This window comes from Nocardia carnea NBRC 14403 (assembly GCF_000308515.1).
Classification (GTDB): domain Bacteria; phylum Actinomycetota; class Actinomycetes; order Mycobacteriales; family Mycobacteriaceae; genus Nocardia; species Nocardia carnea.
This window is the reverse complement of record NZ_BAFV01000027.1, coordinates 100,949-120,272: the sequence shown is the minus strand read 5'-3', so window position 1 is coordinate 120,272 and position 19,324 is coordinate 100,949. Positions and strand designations below refer to the sequence as shown.

The following is a 19,324-nucleotide window of genomic DNA, read 5'->3' as shown; positions in this document are numbered from 1 at the left end:
GCAGCGGCCGGCTTTCAGGTGAGCAGCCCCAGCGAACCCACCTCGGTGAGCTCCTCATAGGTCTCCGAATCCGGGTTGTACCACCAGGTGTGTGGGCCGGGCCGGGGCGCGTAGGTTTCCTGCACCGCGTGGGCCGAGGGCCGGTAGGACGGGCTCCGCGGAATATCGTCGACGACGTAGACCAGGTCGGGGCGCTGCCCGGGCGGCAGCGACCGCAGCGCTTCGGTCACATCGGCGGCACCGAGCTCGTAACCGGGCCGCACGCTCACTGCCGCCACCGCCAGCACCCGGTCCCGGGACGGCAGCCCGTAGGCGACCTCCATATCGACCGCGGCGATATCGTTGAGCACATCCACGATCGGCTGGGTGAACACCGGGCCGCGACGGGTCCGGATCACCGTATCGATCCGGTCGACCAGCCAGTAATCACCTTCGCTGTCGCGGCGGAACAGGTTTTCGGTGGGCAGCCAGGAATCCTCCTGTTCGAACACTCCGCGCAATCCGCCGCGAGAAAGATCGATGTTCGCACCGGCGGAGCCGATCAACAGCCCCACCTCGTTGTCCGCGCAACGCCGGGCGTACCCGTTGTCGTCCACCGTGACCTGGCCGGATACCGGGTCGAAGGCCACCAGTTCGACCCGCGCCGTGCCGGGCACCGGGCGGCCCTTACAACCGAATTTCACTCCGGGCACATTCGCCAGCACCACATCGCCCTCGATGGAGGCGTAGAACTCGAGGACCCGGGCCGGCGCGAACTGTTCCATCGTGCGCCGCCACAAACCGGCGGGCATACCGGAACCGATGAACAGCCGGATCGGATGGGGATACCCGGCCGGGAAGACTTCGGCGTCGAGGATATCGCGCAGCATCGTCCAGGTGTAGGTGACGACCGTGACCCCGTACCGGTGCACTTCCTCGGCGAACTGGGCCGGGTCCAGCGATCTGGCCAGCGCGATCCGGCTTCCGCCGGCGATCGCGCCACCCAGGCTCACCAGCAGACCCGACGAATGGTGCAGCGGAGCCAGGCAGTACACCGTGTCCTTGTGGTCCAGATAGGCCGCCGAGGCGGTACCGAACGCCGACAATGCCCAGCGGTGGTTGGTGATGTACTTGATATCCAGGCGGTCGCCGGTGCCGGAGACCAGGATGAACGCGAGCTCACGCGCCCGGCCCGGGTCGGGGCGGTACCAGCCCGGAATGTGGACCCGCTGCGGATCGATCTGTTCCAGGTCGACGAGATCGGTACCGGCCGGGACCGCCAGGCCCCGCGAATCGCCGCCACCGAGCACGAGGACCCGGGCACCGGTCGCCACGGCGTGGCGCACATTCTCCGGATCGGACACCAGGATCACCGTCCCGGTCTGTTCCAGGGCGGTGGTCAGATCGCTGTCGGGTGCCAGCAGCACCGCGACGGCGCCGATCCGGGACAGCGCTGCGAGTGTCACCAGAGCACTGGGCCGGGTCTCCATCACCACCCCGACGCGGGTCGCCGGGCGGATACCCACCGAGATCAACCCGCGCACGACGTTCTCGATCCGGGCATCGACCGCCGCATGAGTATGCACCCGGTCGTCGAACAGGAAACATTCCGCGTTGGGTGTCCGGCGGGCCTGTTCGGCCATCAGCCGGCCGATCGAGATCCGGGTTCCGGATTGGATCGTGCCGAGCCGGGTCAGGCGGGGCAGCGTCCGCGCCGCGCCCTCGACCAGACCGACCGAGCCGCGGACCGTGTTCGCGGCCACCTGCTCCAGTGCCCGGCCGACTCCCGCACCGGCCTCCGCCAGCGCCGTAGCGGTGTGCACGGCGCGTATCAGCGCGGTCCGCGGGGCGTCCCCGGCCGGCTGGTCGGCCATCGGCACGATCTCCTCGGGCAGCGGATCGCCGCCCTCGACCCAGCCCACCCAGTCCCGCACTCGCGGCCAGGTGCACTTGGTCGCCATGGAACCGGCGACCAAGCCGAAATGCCCGGACACCACCGTTGATTCGTAGACTTCGGCGCGCGGCGCGGCACGGACGATCCCGCGCACCGCTGCGGGCTGACCGATTTCGTCCACCTCGCCGACGAACGCCAGGATCGGGCATTTGAGATCGGCCAGCGAGATCGGCTGATCGCGGATCACGAAACCACCGAGCATCATCCGGTTGTGCACGACGAACTGTTTCAGCAGATCCGCCGCCGCGGGGCCCGCGTAACCGACCCAGCCCTCGTTGCTCAGGAACCGCCGCTGGCGTTCCTTGGGCAGCAGGGCCTCGCGGTCGTGCAGCTGACGCAGGAAGTCGATCCGTGCCTTCGTGGTTTTCACCGGATCCAGCAGCTGGAAACCGATCCGCACCATCCGGTCGGTGATCGGCAACCGGGGCACGACATGGTCGGCGGCGAAATCCACCAGATCGGTCACCGCGGCGTGCGGCAGCCCGAGCGGCATCCCGGCGACGATATCGACCGGGCTGCCGAAGGTCACGATGCTCGCGATCCCTTTTCCCGAACGGAACGCGGCCGCCTGATAGGCGAACATCCCGCCCTGCGAGTACCCCATGAGGTGCACGGTGCGGCCGGTTTCCGCGCAGACGGTGTCGATGGCGCTGTGCACGGCCAGGACGTGGTCGGCCAGATCGCGCTGCCAGCCGCCCTCCTCTGTCGAGGGGGAACCGAAATCGACCACCCAGCAGTCGATTCCGCCGCGGTGCAGAATCCCGACGGCGCCGTCGTCACCGTTGACATCCCAGATATCGGCACTCACCATCAGCGGCGGCACGAGCAGCACCACCGGACCGCCACCGGTTTCCGCGGGAAAATAGTGCCGCAACCGGTACATGGGCCGGCGCTCGACGATCTCGAACGGCGAGGAATCGGTATCGCGTCCGAGCCCGCCGAAGCGGATGACTTCGAGACCGTTCTGCGCGGTGGCCATCACCCGCTGCGCCGATCCCACCAAACCTCGCACACTCAACTTCACGTTCCACTCCCAGCCCTGCCCGTGGCGTGGTCTACCTCACAAACCACAAGGTATGTACCAAAGCCTGCCATATCGCACTCCGGACCGGCCGTCCGTTGTGACATCTACATCATGTACCCGTCACCTCGGCGGACCTATCCGCCCGCGCCGATAAGGTGGCAACGTGACCGATACGACCCAGCTGCCGACCGCCCCCACCGACCGGGAATCGCTGCCCGTGGAATTGGTGGACACAGCCGGTAACACGGTCGGATCGTGCGCGGTCTCCGAAGCCCACCGCGCCCCCGGCGCACCGCATCGGGCTTTCTCGGTACTCGTCTTCAACAGCCGCGGGCAGTTACTGCTGCAACAGCGCGCGCTCGGCAAGACCCGGTTTCCCGCGCGCTGGTCCAACACCTGTTGCGGTCACCCGGCACCCGGCCAGCCGGTCGCGGAGGCCGCGGGTATCCGGCTGGGCGAGGAGATGGGATTGCGGGTCGCGCTCACCGAGGTCGGGGTCTACCGGTACCGCGCCGAAGATCCGCGTACCGGTTACGTCGAGCACGAATGGGATCACGTGTTGATCGGGTTGCTCGACGATGCGGCCCCGCAACCCGACCCGGCCGAGGTCGCCACGTACCGATGGATGAATCCCGACGACCTGCGCCGGCAGATGCGGGACGAGCCGCACGAGTTCAGCCCGTGGTTCGCCGGGGTGCTCGAGGTCGCCACCGCCCAGCCGCTCATTCCCTGAAATTCGACGCGATAATCTCCGGCATCTTCCCTGTTGCATCAACCTCTCGACCCCGATGGAGAACTAATATTTAGATGCGCATATCTAAGTATGAACAAATGTCGCACCAGACCTTTGGCGTTCCACGCGCTTGTCGAGGAGTCTCGGTCGGCGGGCCACGGCTCCGGTCGCCGTCCCTGTGGCCGACAACGACCCCGGCGCAGAGATGGCGGATCGGCCACGCCGTGATCGATACCGGCGGCCGGCACAACCCCTGCCGCACCAAGAGCCGGGCGGCGCCGCGCAACACGCGGATCGCCCGGCAGCGGACCGCCGACCTCGCAAGCCGCGCCCCCGCCACCTTCGGCAGCCTCGACGAGCACGCCCGCACCCCGTCGAGATGCGGAATATACGCGCTGGTCAGCCCAGCCAGGCGCGGATATCGCCGGCCGCCTGCTGTACCTCGGCGAGCTGTTCGCGCACTCGCTCCCCCGCCGTGCCGCCGCGAGCGTTCCGCGATGCCACGGAACCCTCGACGGTCAGAACCTCGCGTACCTCCGGGGTGAGGGCGGGATCGATCGCGGCGAATTCGGCGTCGGTCAGCTCGTCGAGCCCGACCCCCCGCGTCTCGGCGGCGCGGACACAGGCGCCTGCCGCTTCGTGCGCGACCCGGAACGGCACGCCGCGGCGCACCATCCACTCGGCGATATCGGTCGCGAGGGTGAACCCGGCGGGCGCGAGTTCGGCCAATCGCTCGGTGTGGAAGGTCAGCGTGGAGACCAGTCCGGCGATGGCGGGCAGCAGCAGTTCCAGCTGGGCCACCGAATCGAACAGGGGTTCTTTGTCCTCCTGCAGATCCCGGTTGTAGGCGAGGGGTTGCGCCTTGAGCGTCGCGAGCAGTCCCGTGAGGTTGCCGATCAGGCGTCCGGCTTTGCCGCGGGTGAGTTCCGAGACGTCGGGGTTCTTCTTCTGCGGCATGATCGACGACCCGGTCGACCAGGCATCGGCGAGGGTGACATAGCCGAATTCGGGAGTGCTCCAGATGATGACCTCTTCGGCCATCCGACTGAGGTCCACGCCGATCATCGCGAGCACGAATGCCGCCTCGGCGGCGAAATCGCGCGACGATGTGGCGTCGATGGAGTTGGCGGCGGCGGCATCGAAATCCAGATCCGCGGCGATCGCTTCCGGGTCGAGCCCGAGCGAGGAACCGGCCAGCGCACCCGACCCGTACGGGGAGACGGCGGCGCGTTTGTCGAAATCACGCAACCGGTCGATATCGCGGAGCAGCGGGTGGGCGTGCGCCAGGAGATGGTGCGCCAGCAGCACGGGTTGTGCGGCCTGCAGATGGGTTTTCCCGGGCATCACCGCGTCGGGATGGGCGGCGGCCTGCTCGACCAGGGCGTCCACCACGGCGACCAGCCCGGTGGCAACCCGGCGCACGGCGTCGCGCAGCCACATCCGGAAAAGGGTCGCGACCTGGTCGTTCCGGGACCGCCCGGCCCGCAACCGGCCACCGAGCTCGGTGCCGACGCGTTCGATGAGCCCGCGTTCGAGCGCTCCGTGGACATCCTCGTCCGATTCGGCCGCCACGAAGGCACCCGATTCGACGTCGGCAGCCAGCCGATCGAGGCCGGCGAGCATCGCGGTGAGATCGGATTCCGACAGCAGACCGGCCTTGTTCAGCACCCGGGCATGCGCCTTGGATGCCCGGATGTCGTAGGGCGCGAGGGCCCAGTCGAACTGGGTCGATTTACTCAGCGCCGCCATCGCCTCGGCGGGACCGGATGCGAACCGCCCGCCCCACAACGCGCCCTCGTTGGTGCCCACTGTCTCTCCCACGTCTCGATATGCCGGCCGGGTCGGCCCCTACGGTATTGGTTCTGCCTGTCGCCGCGTCCGGCCGCTCCGGAGCGACTGCGCAGCATTCTGGGTTCGTTCCACGATCATGCTGTTCCCGCCACCGACGACCAGTCGTCCTCCGGCCCACCACGGGCGTCCGAACCGATTCCGCAGTACCGTACCGACCGCAGCGCGGACCGTCCGCCGACGCCGCGCCCCTCGGACCCGGAATGCCGAACGGCTGTGCCGCGGAATCTCGGGCGACGGCAGTCGGCCGGATTCACCCGCTTTCCTGTCCGGACGCGAGGCGCGACCGCTCGAAGACCATCCAACCGCCCGGCGACCGATTGCGAAAACCGCCCGGCCGCCGTTGCGGGCGACCGGGCGTGGCGTCCTTCTACTTCTGATTCAGATCGCGCTTGGCCGCGACCTTCGAGGACAGGCCGTGCAGCTGCACGAAACCCTTGGCCAGCGACTGGTCGAAGGTATCGCCCTCGTCGTAGGTCGCCAGGTTGAAGTCGTAGAGCGACTGTTCGCTGCGCCGGCCGTTGACGGTGACGTTGCCGCCGTGCAGGACCATGCGGATATCGCCGCTGACGTGCTGCTGGGTTTCGGCGACGAACGCGTCGAGGGCGCGCTTGAGCGGGGAGAACCACAGACCGTCGTAGGCCAGCTCGCCCCAGCGCTGCTCGACCTGCCGCTTGTACCGGCCCAGTTCCCGCTCGAGGGTGACGCTCTCGAGGGCGCGGTGCGCGGTGATCAGCGCGATGGCGCCCGGCGCCTCGTAGATCTCCCGGCTCTTGATGCCGACGAGGCGATCCTCCACCATGTCCAGCCGGCCGACACCCTGGCGGCCCGCCCGGCGGTTCAGTTCCACGATCGCTTCGAGGACGCTGACCTGGCGGCCGTCGATGGCCACCGGGACACCGCGGTCGAAGCTGACGATCAGCTCGTCGGGGGCTTCGAAGTTGACGGTGGGGTCGGTGGTGTAGTCGTAGACATCCTTGGTGGGCGCGTTCCACAGATCCTCGAGGAATCCGGTTTCGACGGCCCGGCCCCAGACGTTCTGGTCGATGGAGAACGGCGACTTCTTGGTGACGTTGATCGGGAGCTTGTTCTCCTCGGCGAAGGCGATGGCCTTCTCCCGGGTCCAGGCGTAGTCGCGGACCGGGGCGATCACGTTCAGGTCGGGGGCCAGCGCGCCGATACCGACCTCGAACCGGACCTGGTCGTTGCCCTTACCGGTGCAGCCATGCGCGACGGTGGAGGCGCCGTGGAATTTCGCGGCCTCGACCAGATGCTTGACGATGAGCGGCCGGCTGATCGCCGAGACCAGCGGGTACTCGGCCTGGTAGAGGGCGTTGGCCTGGATGGTGGGCAGGCAGTACTCGTCGGCGAACTCGTCGCGGGCGTCGACCACCACGGCTTCGACGGCGCCGCAGTCCAGGGCACGCTGGCGCACCACGTTCATATCCTCGCCGCCCTGCCCCAGGTCGATGGCGACGGCCACGACCTCGGCGCCGGTCTCCTTGCCGATCCAGCTGATGGCCACGGAGGTGTCCAGCCCACCGGAGTAGGCGAGTACGACGCGATCGGACATGTTCTGGTGCTCCCTAGGATGTATGCGTTGGTCTGCTGTTCGTTCTCGGGTGCGCGGTTTCCGCGGGATCCGGTGACCGCTGTCCAGCAGTATGCTGGCCCTTTGCCGGTCCGGCTCGCGCCGCCGTTGCAAATGATTATGCACGATGGTGCAATCTCATTCATAACCGGGGGTCGCATGGGCCGTTACCTGCGATAACCACACCACACCCCGCCTCCCAACTCGATAACAGCCCTTGGCCACCCACCGCAGAGGTGCGACGCTGGTCACATCCCATCAGCGCAATCGCGAAGGGAGGAGAAGACCGTGCAGACATTGCAGCAGTGGGCGCAGGACAACTACGAGACCATCGGCTTCATCGTCGTCACGCTGGGAAACGCCGCCCTGGCGCTGGGCGTGATGGGCATCGAACTCGCCACACCGTTCCTGCAGGAACTGGTGAACAACCACTGAATCGAGCCCGCGACCATAAAGGCATCCACGTAATGGAAGCCGGGTCGTCACTCCAGGACCGAGGAGAATACGCACTTTCTGCGGCTGCCTGACTCCTCCGCGGCCCGAGCGGTCAGCGAGCCGCGTCGTCGACGACCGCCCTGCGTCGGTCGTCGCCCAGGCACTGCACCTTTTCTACCTACCTCGCAGATCCGCAGCGACCCAGCGACTGCCCACCCGAGGGTGCGGTACCGTCACAGCGTTCGAAAAGTGACGAAGGGAGCAGCAGTGCAGGGGGTGGGTTCGGCATTCGCCGGATATCAGATCGAAGGCGTACTGGGCCAAGGCGGTATGGGGACCGTGTATCTCGCCCGGCATCCACGATTGCCGCGCAGCGTCGCATTGAAGCTGCTGAACCGCGAAGTTTCCACCGACCCTGAACTCGTCCGCCGTTTCGAACGCGAAGCCGATGTCATCGCCCAGCTCGAGCATCCCGGCATTGTCGGTGTACTCGATCGCGGTACCGACGACGGGCGCCTGTGGATCGCTATGCAATACATTCGCGGCACCGACGCCGCCTCCTTGGATCCCCGAGCACATCCGGCGGACACGGTGGTACGGCTGCTGGGCGAGACCGCTTCGGCACTGGACTACGCACACAGCCGGGGTGTCCTGCACCGCGATGTGAAACCGGCCAATATCCTGATCTCCGAAGCCGACGCCTTCCGCGAACCCCACGCGGTGCTCACCGATTTCGGAATTGCCCGGCTCACCGACCCGACCAGTACGAAGGTCACGGCGACCGGAACCTTCTCCGCGACCCTGTCCTACGGATCGCCGGAGCAGTTGTCCGGGCAGGTTGTGGACCACCGCTCCGATCAGTATTCGCTGGCCTGCACGTTGTTCGCGATTCTCGGCGGCCGGCCGCCGTATCTGGCGACGAACCCGGGCCAGGTGGTGATGGGGCATATATCCCAGCCTGTGCCCCGGCTCACCGCCACACGCCCGGATTTACCCGGGACTATCGATGCGGTGTTGGAACGGGCCATGGCCAAACAGCGCGACGACCGCTTCGCGACGTGCAGTGAATTCACCGCTGCGGTGCGCGCCGCCCTCGAAGGCCGGCAGATCGCGGCGGATATGGCCCGCTCGGCACCGACCATAGCGAACAGCTCCCCATACGGACACCCGATCCCTGCCGCCCAAAACCGGAGCACCAGCCGGTTCAACCCGCGTGGCCCCCGGAAAGGCAGCCTGGTTCAACCGGCATGGCCCCCGCCCGCACCGATTGCCGCAGCAGCCCCGGGCCCGCATGCCGCATGGGCGAGCCCTCCGGCGGAATGGCTCGGACCGAAACCATCGGCGGCTACGGCCATGACTGCAGCGATTGCCACACTGATCTTTGCGCTGTTCGGGACCATCGGGTTCTTGGTCGGACTCGTAGCGGCAGCACGTTCCATCGCTGCGGGCAGCCCGGACGTCGCGAACATGGCCGTGGCGCTCCTCATCGGTGGGATGCTCGTTCTCCTCTGGAACAGCGCCTGGCTTCTCCTGTTGTCGGGCAGAAGCCTCGGGCGAATTCTGACCATTGCGTGTTCCGGGTTGGGCTCGGTAATCGGGGCTCTCACCTTCGCGGCCTCCCCGTACATTTTCGTGCGAGACCTCTTATGGGGTATACCAGCAATCCTGCTGGTCACTTCGACAATCGGCCTGGTGGGTGCTTGTCTCGGCGCGACCGGCCGTTGGATCGCCTACCGCACAGCACTCCGGAACCGGCCACGCTGGCCGTAACGGCCTCGCCCGGCCATCTCGATTCCGTGTAACCAGTTTCCGGACAAGACGTATGCGCCGTGATCCGGAAAGGTGACGCCGGTACCGGCCCCTCCGTACCGAAGAACCGGCGCCGCCGCGCTCCTGCCGCAAACTCAGGCCAGGTTTTCGATTTTCGCGGCGAGTTCGGCGCCGGTCAGGGGTTCACGGGCGATCACGGCGATGGTGTCGTCGCCGGCAATGGTGCCGACGATGTAGGGCAGGACCGACCGGTCGAGGGCGCTGGCCAGGAAATGGGCCGCACCGGGCGGGGTGCGCAGGACCGCAATATTGCCGCTGGAATCGGTGGAGACCAGCAGATCGCCGAGGAGTTTCGCCAACCGGCCGGTACCGCCGGTGACCCCGCGGACCGGGCTGCCGTCCTCCGGGACCACGTAGACACCGGCGCCGCCGTCGGCCGCGCGGAGTTTGACCGCGCCCAGTTCGTCGAGATCGCGGGACAGTGTGGCCTGGGTGGTTTCGATCCCTTCGGCGGCGAGCAGATTGGCCAGTTCGGTCTGGCTGCGGACCGGGTGCGCGGCCAGCAGCGCGATGATTCGCGATTGCCGGCCTGCCCGGGTGGCGGCCGTGATGGGGCCGGTGGAATGCGTACGAGCCTCACTCATCGTCGCTGTGCGCCCTCGCGTTCCAGCAACCACGCGAGCAGCGCTTTCTGGGCGTGCAGGCGGTTCTCCGCTTCGTCCCACACCACGCTCTGCCGGCCGTCGAGCACATCGTCGGTGATCTCCTCGCCGCGATGCGCGGGCAGGCAGTGCAGGACGATGGCGTCCTTGGCGGCGCCGGCGAGCAGTCCGGCGTTCACCTGATACGGGCGGAAAGGTGCGACCCGGTCCAGGCCGTCGCTTTCCTGACCCATGGAGGTCCAGGTGTCGGTGACCAAGACATCGGCGCCCGCGGCGGAGGTGTACGGGTCGTCGGTGACCGTCACGCTGCCGCCGGTTTCCGTGGCGCGGGCGCGGGCGGCGGCGAGCACCGCCTTCGCCGGCTGGAATCCGGTCGGCGCCGCGATCCGCACATGCATCCCGGCCGTGACTCCGCCGAGCACCAGCGACTGCGCCATATTGTTGGCACCGTCGCCGAAGTAGGACAGGACCAGGCCCTTCGGATCACCTTTGTGTTCGGTGACGGTTTGCAGATCCGCCAGGACCTGGCACGGGTGGAAATCGTCGGACAGTGCGTTGACCACCGGAACCGTCGCCGTTCCGGCCATTTCCTCGAGCCGCTGCTGACCGAAGGTGCGCCAGACGATGGCGTCGACGTAGCGGGAGAGCACCCGGCCGGTATCGGCCAGGGTTTCATCACGGCCGAGCTGGGTGTTCTGTCCGTCGACCACCACCGCGTGCCCGCCGAGTTGGGCGATCCCGAGTTCGAAGGAGAAACGGGTGCGGGTGGAGTTCTTGTCGAAGATCACCCCGACCCCGCGTGGCCCCTCCAGCGGGCGGCGGGCGAACGGGTTCTTCTTCAGTTCGGCCGCCAGGGCCAGAACCTCGGCCTGTTCGGCGGGAGTCAGGTCGTCGTCACGCAGGAAGTGCCGGACGGCGGGCGAAGCGGTCATGAGCAGTGTCCTTTCGACATGATCGGAAGCGCTGCGTGGTTACGCTCCGCTACCGCCTCCGCGCTTGACCCGATCATGTCGGGGCTCCTTTCGTCGCGGCCAGTACCTCGTCGAGGATCACCGGCAGATCCAGCACCAGATTGTCGGCCTGGGTTTCGGTGAGCACCAGCGGCGGCGCCAGCCGGATGACATCGGGTTTCGCCGGGTTCACCAGATACCCGGCGGCGCGGGCGCGGGCCTCGACCTGCGGTGCGACCGGCTGGGTGAGGCCGATACCGATGAGCAGGCCGGCGCCGCGCACATCGGCGATCAGCGGATGTTCGAGGACCGCGATACCGTCGCTGAGCCGTTTGCCGACCGATTCGACATGGTCGAGCAGGCCGTCCTCGGCGATGGTGCGCAGGACCGCCAGCGCCGCGGCGGCACTGATCGGGTTACCACCGAAGGTGGTGCCGTGCATTCCGGGGGTGAACAGATCGGCGGCATGCCCGGTGGCCAGGACGGCGCCGATCGGCAGACCCGCGCCCAGCCCTTTGGCCAGGGTCATCACATCGGGGGTGATTCCGAATGCCTGGTGCGCGTACATCTTCCCGGTCCGCCCGATACCGGTCTGCACTTCGTCCAGGATCAGCAGGGCGCCGTGCCGGGCCGTGATCTCCCGGGCCCGCACCAGATAGTCCAGCGGCGGGACGACCACACCGCTCTCCCCCAGCATCGGTTCCAGGAATACCGCGGCGGTATCGGAATCCACCGCGCGCTCCAGGATCGCCGCATCGCCGTAGGGCACATGCACCACACCGGGCGGCATCGGTTCGAACGGTGCGCGCTTCGACGGCTGGCCGGTGAGCGCAAGTGCACCCATGGTGCGGCCGTGGAATGCCTCATCGCAGGCGATGATCTTGCGGCGGCCGGTGAGCCGGGCCAGTTTGAACGCGGCCTCGTTGGCTTCCGCACCGGAATTGCAGAAGAAGGCGCGCCCGTCCCCGTCGCCGAAATGCGCCAGCAGTGTTTCGGCGAGTTCGATCACCGGTTCGCTGCCGTAGAGATTCGAGACATGGCCGAGCGTCCCGAGCTGCTCCATCACCGCGCTCAGAATCGCCTGATGCGCGTGCCCGAGACTGTTGACCGCGATCCCGCCGACGAAATCGACATAGCGGTTGCCGTCCGCGTCGTACACCACCGCACCGTTGCCCCGGGTCAGCACGACCTCGGGGGTGGGGTAGTTACGCATCATCACATTCGACCACCGTTGCCGCAGTTGCGCAGTGTTCATGCTCTGACTCCGTTTTCCTCGTCCGCCGCCGGTGTGACCATGGTGCCTATACCTTCCCCGGTGAACAGTTCCAGCAGTACCGAATGGGGTATGCGGCCATCGATGACATGCGCGCCCGGGACGCCGCCGCGCACCGCGCGCAGGCACGCCTCCATTTTGGGGACCATCCCCGAATCCAGCGACGGCAGCAGGTCGGCGAGCGCGTCGGTGTCGATCACGCTGGTCAGCGAGGAACGGTCGGGCCAGTCGGTGTAGAGGCCCTCGACATCGGTGAGGACGACCAGTTTCTCCGCGCCTATTCCCTCGGCCAGCGCGGCCGCGGCGGTATCGGCGTTGATGTTGTGCACCACGCCGTCGGCGTCGGGTGCGATGGTCGACACCACCGGGATCCGGCCGGCGCCGATGAGATCCAGGACGGCGCCCGGATGGACATCGGTGACATCGCCGACCAGGCCGATATCGGTGGCCGAGCCGTCGATATCGACGGTGCGGCGGGTCGCGGTGAACAGCCGGGCGTCCTCACCGGAGATACCGACGGCATACGGTCCGTGTGCGTTGATCAGCCCGACCAGTTCCCGCCCGACCTGACCGAACAGCACCATCCGCACCACCTCCATCACCTCGGGTGTGGTGACGCGGAAACCGCCGCGGAACTCTCCGGCCATCCCCAGCTTTTTCAGCATGGCCGAGATCTGCGGGCCGCCGCCGTGCACGACCACGGGGTGTACGCCGACGGTGCGCAGGAAGGCCATATCGCCGGCGAACGCGCGTTTGAGGTCGTCGTCGATCATGGCGTTACCGCCGTATTTGACCACGACGATCTTATCGCGGAACTTCTGCAGCCACGGCAGGGCGCCGGCGAGGATATGTGCTTTGTCCAGCGCAGACAGCTGGTGGATCGCTTCGGTCATGAGCTGTAGGCCGAGTTCTCTTCGACGTAGGCGTAGGACAGGTCGGTGGTGCGGACGGTGGCGGATCCGTCACCGAGCCGCAGATCGACCACCACATGGATATCGGCGCCGGACAGGTCGGCGTCACGGGCACCCGGCGCGCCGGTGCCGTCGATACAGACGGGGAAGCCGTTGAACGAGACCGAGATCACGTCCGGGTCCAGTTCGAAGGGTGCGGTACCGACCGCGGCCAGCACCCGGCCCCAGTTCGGGTCGGATCCGAACAGCGCGGTTTTGACCAGGCTGTCGCGGGCGATGATGCGGGCCGCGGTGAGCGCGTCGCCCTCGCTGCGCGCCCCCTGCACGGTGATCAGGACGCGTTTGGTGATGCCTTCCGCGTCGGCCATCAACTGACCGGCCAGATCGTCGCAAACCGCCAGGACCGCCGCATCCAGCTCCTCCTGGCTCGGCGCGACCTCGCTGGCGCCGTTGGCCAGCAGCAGCACGGTGTCGTTGGTGGACATCGAACCGTCCACATCCAGCCGGTCGAAGGTGCGCCGGGTGGCTTTGCGCAGGGCGGTGTCGAGTTGTTCCGGGGTGGCGACGGCGTCGGTGGTGAGGACCACCAGCATGGTCGCCAGCGACGGCGCGAGCATGCCCGCCCCCTTGGCCATCCCGCCCACGTTCCATTTGGCCGGGTGGTGCAGGGAGGCTTCTTTCGGCACGGTATCGGTGGTCATGATGGCGTGCGCGGCATCGGTGCCGCCCGACATACCGCCGCCCATCTCGTGCACGATCTCGGTGACGGCGGGGATCAGCTTGTCCATCGGCAACCGGTCACCGATCAGGCCGGTGGAGCACACCGCGATCTCACCGGCACCGGTTTCGGTACCCCAGTTGCTCAGCGCGGTGGCGAGCTCCTCGGCGGTGCGGTGAGTGTCCTGGAATCCCAGCGGGCCGGTGCAGGCATTCGCGCCGCCGGAATTCAGGATCACCGCGCGCAGCCGCCCGGATTTCAGCACCTGCTGCGACCACTGCACGGGGGCGGCTTTCACCTGGTTACTGGTGAACACACCCGCGGCGGCGTAATCGGGGCCCTCGTTGAAGACGAGCGCGAGGTCGGGTTTACCGCTGGCCTTGAGTCCGGCGGCGATCCCGGCCGCCCGGAAACCCAGCGGCGCGGTGACACCCTGGTTGTGGACGAGGTTGGCGTCGGTGGTCACGGAGCCACTCCTACGGTGGGCAGCCCGGCCGTCTCGTCGAGGCCGAGCGCGAGGTTCATGGACTGCACCGCGGCGCCCGCGGTGCCCTTGGTCAGATTGTCGACGGCGCCGATCACCACCAGCCGGGCGGCGTCGGGGTCTACGGTCACCTGCAGGGTGACCGTATTCGCGCCGAGCACCGCACCGGTCTGGGGAAGGACGCCTTCGGGCAGCAGGTGCACGAACGGTTCGTCGGCATAGGCCTTTTCGTAGACGGCGCGGGCCTGCGCGGCGTCGACACGCACCGGGGCGGTGCAGGTGGCCAGGATGCCGCGCGGCATGGGCGCGAGAACCGGGGTGAAGGACACCCGCACAGGATTACCCGCCGCAGCCGAAAGATTCTGCGCGATCTCGGGCGTATGGCGGTGCGCGCCGGCGATCCCGTAGGCGCGGGCCGAGCCCATGACCTCCGAGCCTAGCAGGCCCACATCGAGTTTCCGGCCGGCCCCCGAGGTGCCGGTGACGGCCACGATGTTCACGTCCGGATCGATGATGCCCGCCGCGACCGCGGGCGCCAGCGCGAGGCTGGCGACGGTGGGATAGCAGCCCGGGACGGCGATGCGGGTGGCGCCGCGCAGGAGCTCCCGCGCGCCCGGCAATTCCGGGAGACCGTAGGGCCAGCTCCCTGCGTGGGGACCGCCGTAATAGCGGTCCCAGGCAGCGGGATCGGTGAGCCGGAAATCGGCGCCGCAGTCGATGATCACCGTCGAATCGGGCAGTTCCGTGGCCAGTGCGGCCGACTGGCCGTGTGGCAGGCCGAGGAAGACGACGTCGTGCCCGGCCAGGTCGGCCGCCGTGGTCGGGGCGAGGATCCGATCGGCCAGCGGCAGCAGATGCGGCTGGAGCGTCCCCAGTGCGGTTCCGGCGTTACTGCCCGCGGTCAGCGCCCCGATCTCGAGGCGCCCGGCTCGGTACTCCGGATGCCCCAGCAACAGACGCAGCACTTCTCCGCCCGCATAACCACTGGCACCGGCGACGGCCACCCGCAGGGGCGCGGTCCGGTCGGGCATATCCGTGTGATCAGCCATGTGATGATTATGCACGATCGTGCAAGCTCATTCATCGATGGGTTCGGGCGTTCCCTCCATCATCCACATGAGCGCACCACCTGACGACCGCGCGCGACCCCGCCGGCCGCAACACAGAGAAACCGGACGAGCTGCACCGGATCCTCGACGGACCTGGAGGCGCCGGATTCGAGAGCGCTCACCCCGACCCGACCATGAGAATCACCCACCCGTTGCATACCTCGAGCAACCGTCCCCATCGAAGCGCCGCGGCCGAGCCTCCGCAGAGCATGCGGTACCATTAGAACATGTGTTCGAATGGCGCGCTCAGTTGTCATATTCGCGCCTTGGAACACGCCGTCGACGCGCTGCTCGACGCCGACCTCGACGCCGCGGCCGAGGCCGAACTGGCCGAGGCGCTCACCCGGGTCGCGGCACGCGCCCGCAATCTGACGGCACTCACGGTGCGGATCAAGCACCACCACGAGAACCGCCCGGTCACGAGTGCACATCGGCCGACCCGGACGGAATTGCCGTTTCCGGACGACACGATTACCACGCAGCCGGCGGCCGGCGAACCCATGGCAGCGGAACGGCGCCGCGGCCGATCGGGCATTGTTGCCGGAGACAACCGCAGCATCGTGGCCCGAGGAGCAACCGTGACCGCACCCCTGCGCGTGGAGCGCACCGGCGATATCGTCGTCTGGACCATCGACAACCCCGAACAGCGCAATCCGATCTCCGACGAGGCGACCATCGAAGCCCTGGAGACCGCCGTGGGCGAGGCCAACCGGGATCATTCCCTGCGCGTCGCGATCCTCACCGGTGCAGGCACGGCGTTCAGCGCGGGCGGCAACGTGAAGCATATGCGCGATAAGGCCGGAATGTTCGGCGGCACCCCCGCCGAACTGCGACAGGGTTACCGGCACGGAATCCAGCGCATCCCGAAAGCGCTGTACCACTGTGAAATCCCCACCATCGCCGCGGTGAACGGACCCGCCATCGGCGCCGGCTGCGATCTGGCCCTGATGTGCGATATGCGCATCGCCTCGACCACCGCGACCTTCGCCGAAAGCTTCGTCCGTCTCGGCCTCATCCCCGGCGACGGCGGCGCCTGGCTGCTGCCCCGTGCCGTCGGCATGGCGCGCGCCAGCCAGCTGGCGTTCACCGGCGCGGCGATCGATGCGGCGACGGCCCTCGACTGGGGCATGGTCAACGAGGTCGTCGAACCCGATCGACTGCTCGAGACCGCCCACCGACTGGCCGCCGATATCGCGGTGAATCCGCCGCACGCTCTGCGCATGACCAAACGCCTGCTCCGCGAGGGACAGCACCAGAGCCTGGAAACCCTGCTCGAACTGTCCGCCGCCATGCAAGCGATCACCCACCACACGGCCGACCACGACGAGGCCGTCTCGGCAATGCTGGAGCGGCGTACGCCCGGGTTCACCGGGAACTGACGTCCACCATGCGCAGCTCACTGACGATCGAGTCGGCGTTCGCTCCGGCTCGAAGATCTTCCTACAGGGCCGCCCGAACAACCACCGGCGCACGATTCCGCTCCGCGAACCACGACATCGAGAATCCGGCTCATCCGAAGTGCTGCACGGTATCGGAGCTGTTGTCGTAGGCAGCCCATCCCGGGGAGCCCTTGCGTACCATCGCGAGCCAGGCTTCATGCATTTCCCGGGCCAGGCCGTGCGGTGCCGGATCGGGCCCGAGTAGGCCCGTCGGCCCGTGCAGCCATTCGGCATCGGCGATGTCGAAGACGAAGGGGAGCTCTACGGTGTGGGCGGCACCGAGCCGGCCGTGCAGTGCTGCCGAGCGGAAGCCGAAACTGTAGACGTAGGTGCCACGGTTCGAAATCCGCGAGTGGGCCTGCGCCATGCGGGCGGAGCCGGCACCGAAGAGTGCGTCACCGATCAAGGCCGAGCGTAGTTCGCCGGAGGTGGCCTGCGGACGTCGGGCGATCAGCGCTTTCACGGCATTCTCGGGGTCCCTGTGCGCCTGTCCGGCGACTGCCAGCACATCCGCCGGCTGCGAATTCTCGAAGTTGCCTTGGGGTACGAGGTACAGGTTGCCTTCCTCCGTGTTGGTACCTATCAGCAGATCGATATCGGCCGCTGGTCCGTGCGCGAGCGCATCGGCGGGTTGTTCGTCCAGGACGAGACCGAACGGGCTGAGTCCCACCAGTGGATCAGTAGCGGAGGCGGTGCGCAGATCGAGCCCGGTGAGCTCCGGCAGCACAGCGACGAACTGTTCGTCGGGAATGTCGGCAAAGCCGTCCGTGGTGGTGTCGACGCCCAGCTCTGTTGCGGCCGCGCGGGTGACCCGCTCTGCTTGCTCAGGAGTGAAAGCTCCTGTGCCGCTGCCGCTCTGCATGACGGCGTGCTGGAACAACCCGGTGGCTTCCGGTGTCGCGAGCAGCGCTCCGACCAACGTGGCGCCGGCAGACTGGCCGGCTACCGTCACGTTGGCGGGATCGCCACCGAATGCACTGATCGCGTCGCGAACCCACCTGAGGGCGGCCAGCACGTCGAGCAATCCGCGATTGCGCGGTGCCCCGTGGACGTCGAGAAAGCCGGGGATACCCAAGCGATAGTTGACGGTGACGACGACGATTCCCGCGCCGGCGAAGGTGTGGCCGTCGTAGAGCGCGGCCTGCGAGGAACCGGTGACGAACCCGCCGCCGTGGACGAAAACCAGCACCGGTCTACCGGCGCTGTCCGACCCCGGTGTACGCACGTCGACTGTCAGATAATCTGCGCCGCGCACCCAGCCGGGCCCGAAGTAGGGGCGCATATCGAGTGGGCCGAAGTCGCGGACCGGCTGTGGTGCCGTCGCCCCGTGGCTCGTTGCGTCGCGCACTCCCGCCCACCCGGGGTGCGGCGCCGGCGGGGCGAAGCGGGCGATACCCGTCGGGGTGGCGGCGTAGGGGATGGCGCGATAGACCTCGCCGTGGATGTCGCGTACTCCCTGCACAGCACCGGAAGGCGTGCGAACGACAAGATCGTTTTTCTGAGACAAGAGTTTTCTCCTGACGGGGTGAACAGCAGATCAGTTGATACGGGAGAAGCCGGCCCAGTCCTTGATCGCGAACGAGGAGCCGTTGCGGACCACTTCGGCGGCGCCGTGGCCACCGAGGTGGGCGGGAAACAGGAGCGCGTTGTCGTCGCTGGCGCGGCCCAGCAATTTATGCCTGGTGGCGCGTGCTTCCGCGGGATCCTCACAGAAGCAGGTGTTGGTATGTGGTGCCACGATCTGCAGTGGCGTGTGGATGAGGTCGCCGACGAACAGGGCACGGTCACTGCCGGAGGCCAAGGTCAATGCCGAGGATCCGGGGGTATGTCCCGGCGTCAGGTCCAAGCGCAGGTTCGTGTCGATCTGGTAGGTCTCGTCCCACAAGTGGGTCAGTCCGGCCTCGTGGACGGGAGCCACGCTGTCTTCGAACACATTCTGGTTGCCACGGCCGAGAACGGATTCGTGACCGTTGGCCGGGTTCCAGAAATCGAAATCGCGTTGCGGCATCAGGTAGGTGGCGTTCGGGAAGGTCGGCACCCAGGTCCGGCCCTCGAGACGGGTATTCCAGCCGACATGGTCGATATGCAGGTGGGTGTTGATGACGAGGTCGACGTCTTCGGGCCGGACGCCGGCGCGGGCCAGATTGTCCAGGAATCCGGTGTCGCGCCTGCTCCATACCGTGGCGTACGGCCGCTCTTTGTGGTTGCCGACGCCTGTGTCGACCAGGATGGTGCGCCCTTCGCTGCGCAGCACCCAGGTCTGGATCGCCGAGACGCACATGTTGGTCTCGGGATCCCAGAAGTCGGGTGCCAGCCAGTTTCTGTTGCTCTCCCAGTCGTGTTCGGTGCTGTCGGGGAAGAAGTCGCCGGGGCTCAGCTCCACCGAGCCGTAGTACTCCTCGACCCGGGTGACGGTGACGTCGCCGAGCTCGATCTGTTCCATG

15 protein-coding genes are annotated in these 19,324 nt (G+C 67.5%); 4 read left to right on the top strand and 11 right to left on the bottom strand.

Going from position 1 to position 19,324, the window contains the following annotated elements:
- Positions 1–14: 14 nt before the first annotated feature.
- Entirely contained in the window at positions 15–2,957 is a 2,943-nt protein-coding gene (locus ON22_RS10320; protein WP_033245236.1) for an AMP-binding protein, read from the bottom strand.
- Positions 2,958–3,120: 163 nt separating this feature from the next.
- On the opposite strand from ON22_RS10320, the gene idi reads away from it, so the two are divergent.
- Positions 3,121–3,690 carry an isopentenyl-diphosphate Delta-isomerase gene (gene idi, locus ON22_RS10315; protein WP_231508654.1) on the top strand — a complete coding sequence of 190 codons (570 nt, stop codon included), beginning with the start codon at positions 3,121–3,123 and terminating at the stop codon, positions 3,688–3,690.
- Between the two features lie 399 nt (positions 3,691–4,089).
- Here the strand turns inward: idi and argH are convergent, their stop codons facing one another.
- Both argH and ON22_RS10305 read right to left on the bottom strand, forming a co-directional pair.
- Entirely contained in the window at positions 4,090–5,511 is a 1,422-nt protein-coding gene (gene argH, locus ON22_RS10310; protein ID WP_033245235.1) for an argininosuccinate lyase, read from the bottom strand.
- Positions 5,512–5,908: 397 nt separating this feature from the next.
- The gene (locus ON22_RS10305; RefSeq protein ID WP_033245234.1) at positions 5,909–7,111 is read right to left on the bottom strand and encodes an argininosuccinate synthase; all 1,203 of its coding nucleotides are present in this window, start codon (positions 7,109–7,111) and stop codon (positions 5,909–5,911) included.
- 306 nt (positions 7,112–7,417) lie between these two features.
- On the opposite strand from ON22_RS10305, the gene ON22_RS36640 reads away from it, so the two are divergent.
- Complete coding sequence (locus tag ON22_RS36640; RefSeq protein WP_156052351.1) at positions 7,418–7,564, top strand: hypothetical protein; 147 nt, start codon at positions 7,418–7,420, stop codon at positions 7,562–7,564.
- Positions 7,565–7,813: 249 nt separating this feature from the next.
- Positions 7,814–9,334, top strand: coding sequence for a serine/threonine-protein kinase (locus ON22_RS34540; protein ID WP_231508653.1), 1,521 nt, complete (start codon positions 7,814–7,816; stop codon positions 9,332–9,334).
- Between the two features lie 134 nt (positions 9,335–9,468).
- Here the strand turns inward: ON22_RS34540 and ON22_RS10295 are convergent, their stop codons facing one another.
- From ON22_RS10295 to argC, 6 genes are all read right to left on the bottom strand, one after another.
- On the bottom strand, positions 9,469–9,978 hold the full coding sequence (locus ON22_RS10295) for an arginine repressor (protein WP_051157397.1): 510 nt from the start codon (positions 9,976–9,978) through the stop codon (positions 9,469–9,471).
- Positions 9,975–10,928, bottom strand: coding sequence for an ornithine carbamoyltransferase (gene argF / locus ON22_RS10290; RefSeq protein ID WP_033245233.1), 954 nt, complete (start codon positions 10,926–10,928; stop codon positions 9,975–9,977). Before argF ends, ON22_RS10295 begins: the two co-directional genes overlap by 4 nt.
- Before the next feature lie 73 nt (positions 10,929–11,001).
- Positions 11,002–12,201 (bottom strand): acetylornithine transaminase, encoded by a 1,200-nt coding sequence (locus ON22_RS10285; RefSeq protein ID WP_033245232.1) that lies wholly within the window; start codon positions 12,199–12,201, stop codon positions 11,002–11,004.
- Positions 12,198–13,112 carry an acetylglutamate kinase gene (gene argB, locus ON22_RS10280; protein WP_033245231.1) on the bottom strand — a complete coding sequence of 305 codons (915 nt, stop codon included), beginning with the start codon at positions 13,110–13,112 and terminating at the stop codon, positions 12,198–12,200. Before argB ends, ON22_RS10285 begins: the two co-directional genes overlap by 4 nt.
- Positions 13,109–14,314 (bottom strand): bifunctional glutamate N-acetyltransferase/amino-acid acetyltransferase ArgJ, encoded by a 1,206-nt coding sequence (argJ, locus tag ON22_RS10275; protein ID WP_033245230.1) that lies wholly within the window; start codon positions 14,312–14,314, stop codon positions 13,109–13,111. Before argJ ends, argB begins: the two co-directional genes overlap by 4 nt.
- The gene (gene argC, locus ON22_RS10270) at positions 14,311–15,381 is read right to left on the bottom strand and encodes an N-acetyl-gamma-glutamyl-phosphate reductase (RefSeq protein WP_231508652.1); all 1,071 of its coding nucleotides are present in this window, start codon (positions 15,379–15,381) and stop codon (positions 14,311–14,313) included. Before argC ends, argJ begins: the two co-directional genes overlap by 4 nt.
- Before the next feature lie 638 nt (positions 15,382–16,019).
- Between argC and ON22_RS10265 the strand changes: the two genes are divergently transcribed.
- A complete protein-coding gene (locus ON22_RS10265) occupies positions 16,020–16,820 on the top strand; it encodes a crotonase/enoyl-CoA hydratase family protein (protein WP_033245486.1) in 801 nt (266 codons plus the stop codon).
- 130 nt (positions 16,821–16,950) lie between these two features.
- On the opposite strand, the gene ON22_RS10260 is transcribed toward ON22_RS10265, so the two are convergent.
- Together ON22_RS10260 and ON22_RS10255 are read right to left on the bottom strand one after the other, a co-directional pair.
- Positions 16,951–18,387 carry a carboxylesterase/lipase family protein gene (locus ON22_RS10260; RefSeq protein WP_033245229.1) on the bottom strand — a complete coding sequence of 479 codons (1,437 nt, stop codon included), beginning with the start codon at positions 18,385–18,387 and terminating at the stop codon, positions 16,951–16,953.
- A 30-nt stretch (positions 18,388–18,417) separates the two neighbouring features.
- Positions 18,418–19,323 (bottom strand): MBL fold metallo-hydrolase, encoded by a 906-nt coding sequence (locus ON22_RS10255; protein ID WP_033245228.1) that lies wholly within the window; start codon positions 19,321–19,323, stop codon positions 18,418–18,420.
- Position 19,324: the final 1 nt, after the last annotated feature.

Bases quoted from the DNA above. Each gene is read 5' to 3' on its own strand.
- ON22_RS10305 (WP_033245234.1), bottom strand. From the start codon at position 7,111: ATGTCCGATCGCGTCGTACTCGCCTACTCCGGTGGGCTGGACACCTCC.
- ON22_RS10295 (WP_051157397.1), bottom strand. From the start codon at position 9,978: ATGAGTGAGGCTCGTACGCATTCCACCGGCCCCATCACGGCCGCCACC.
- argF (WP_033245233.1), bottom strand. From the start codon at position 10,928: ATGACCGCTTCGCCCGCCGTCCGGCACTTCCTGCGTGACGACGACCTG.
- ON22_RS10285 (WP_033245232.1), bottom strand. From the start codon at position 12,201: ATGAACACTGCGCAACTGCGGCAACGGTGGTCGAATGTGATGATGCGT.
- argB (WP_033245231.1), bottom strand. From the start codon at position 13,112: ATGACCGAAGCGATCCACCAGCTGTCTGCGCTGGACAAAGCACATATC.
- argC (WP_231508652.1), bottom strand. From the start codon at position 15,381: ATGGCTGATCACACGGATATGCCCGACCGGACCGCGCCCCTGCGGGTG.
- ON22_RS10255 (WP_033245228.1), bottom strand. From the start codon at position 19,323: ATGGAACAGATCGAGCTCGGCGACGTCACCGTCACCCGGGTCGAGGAG.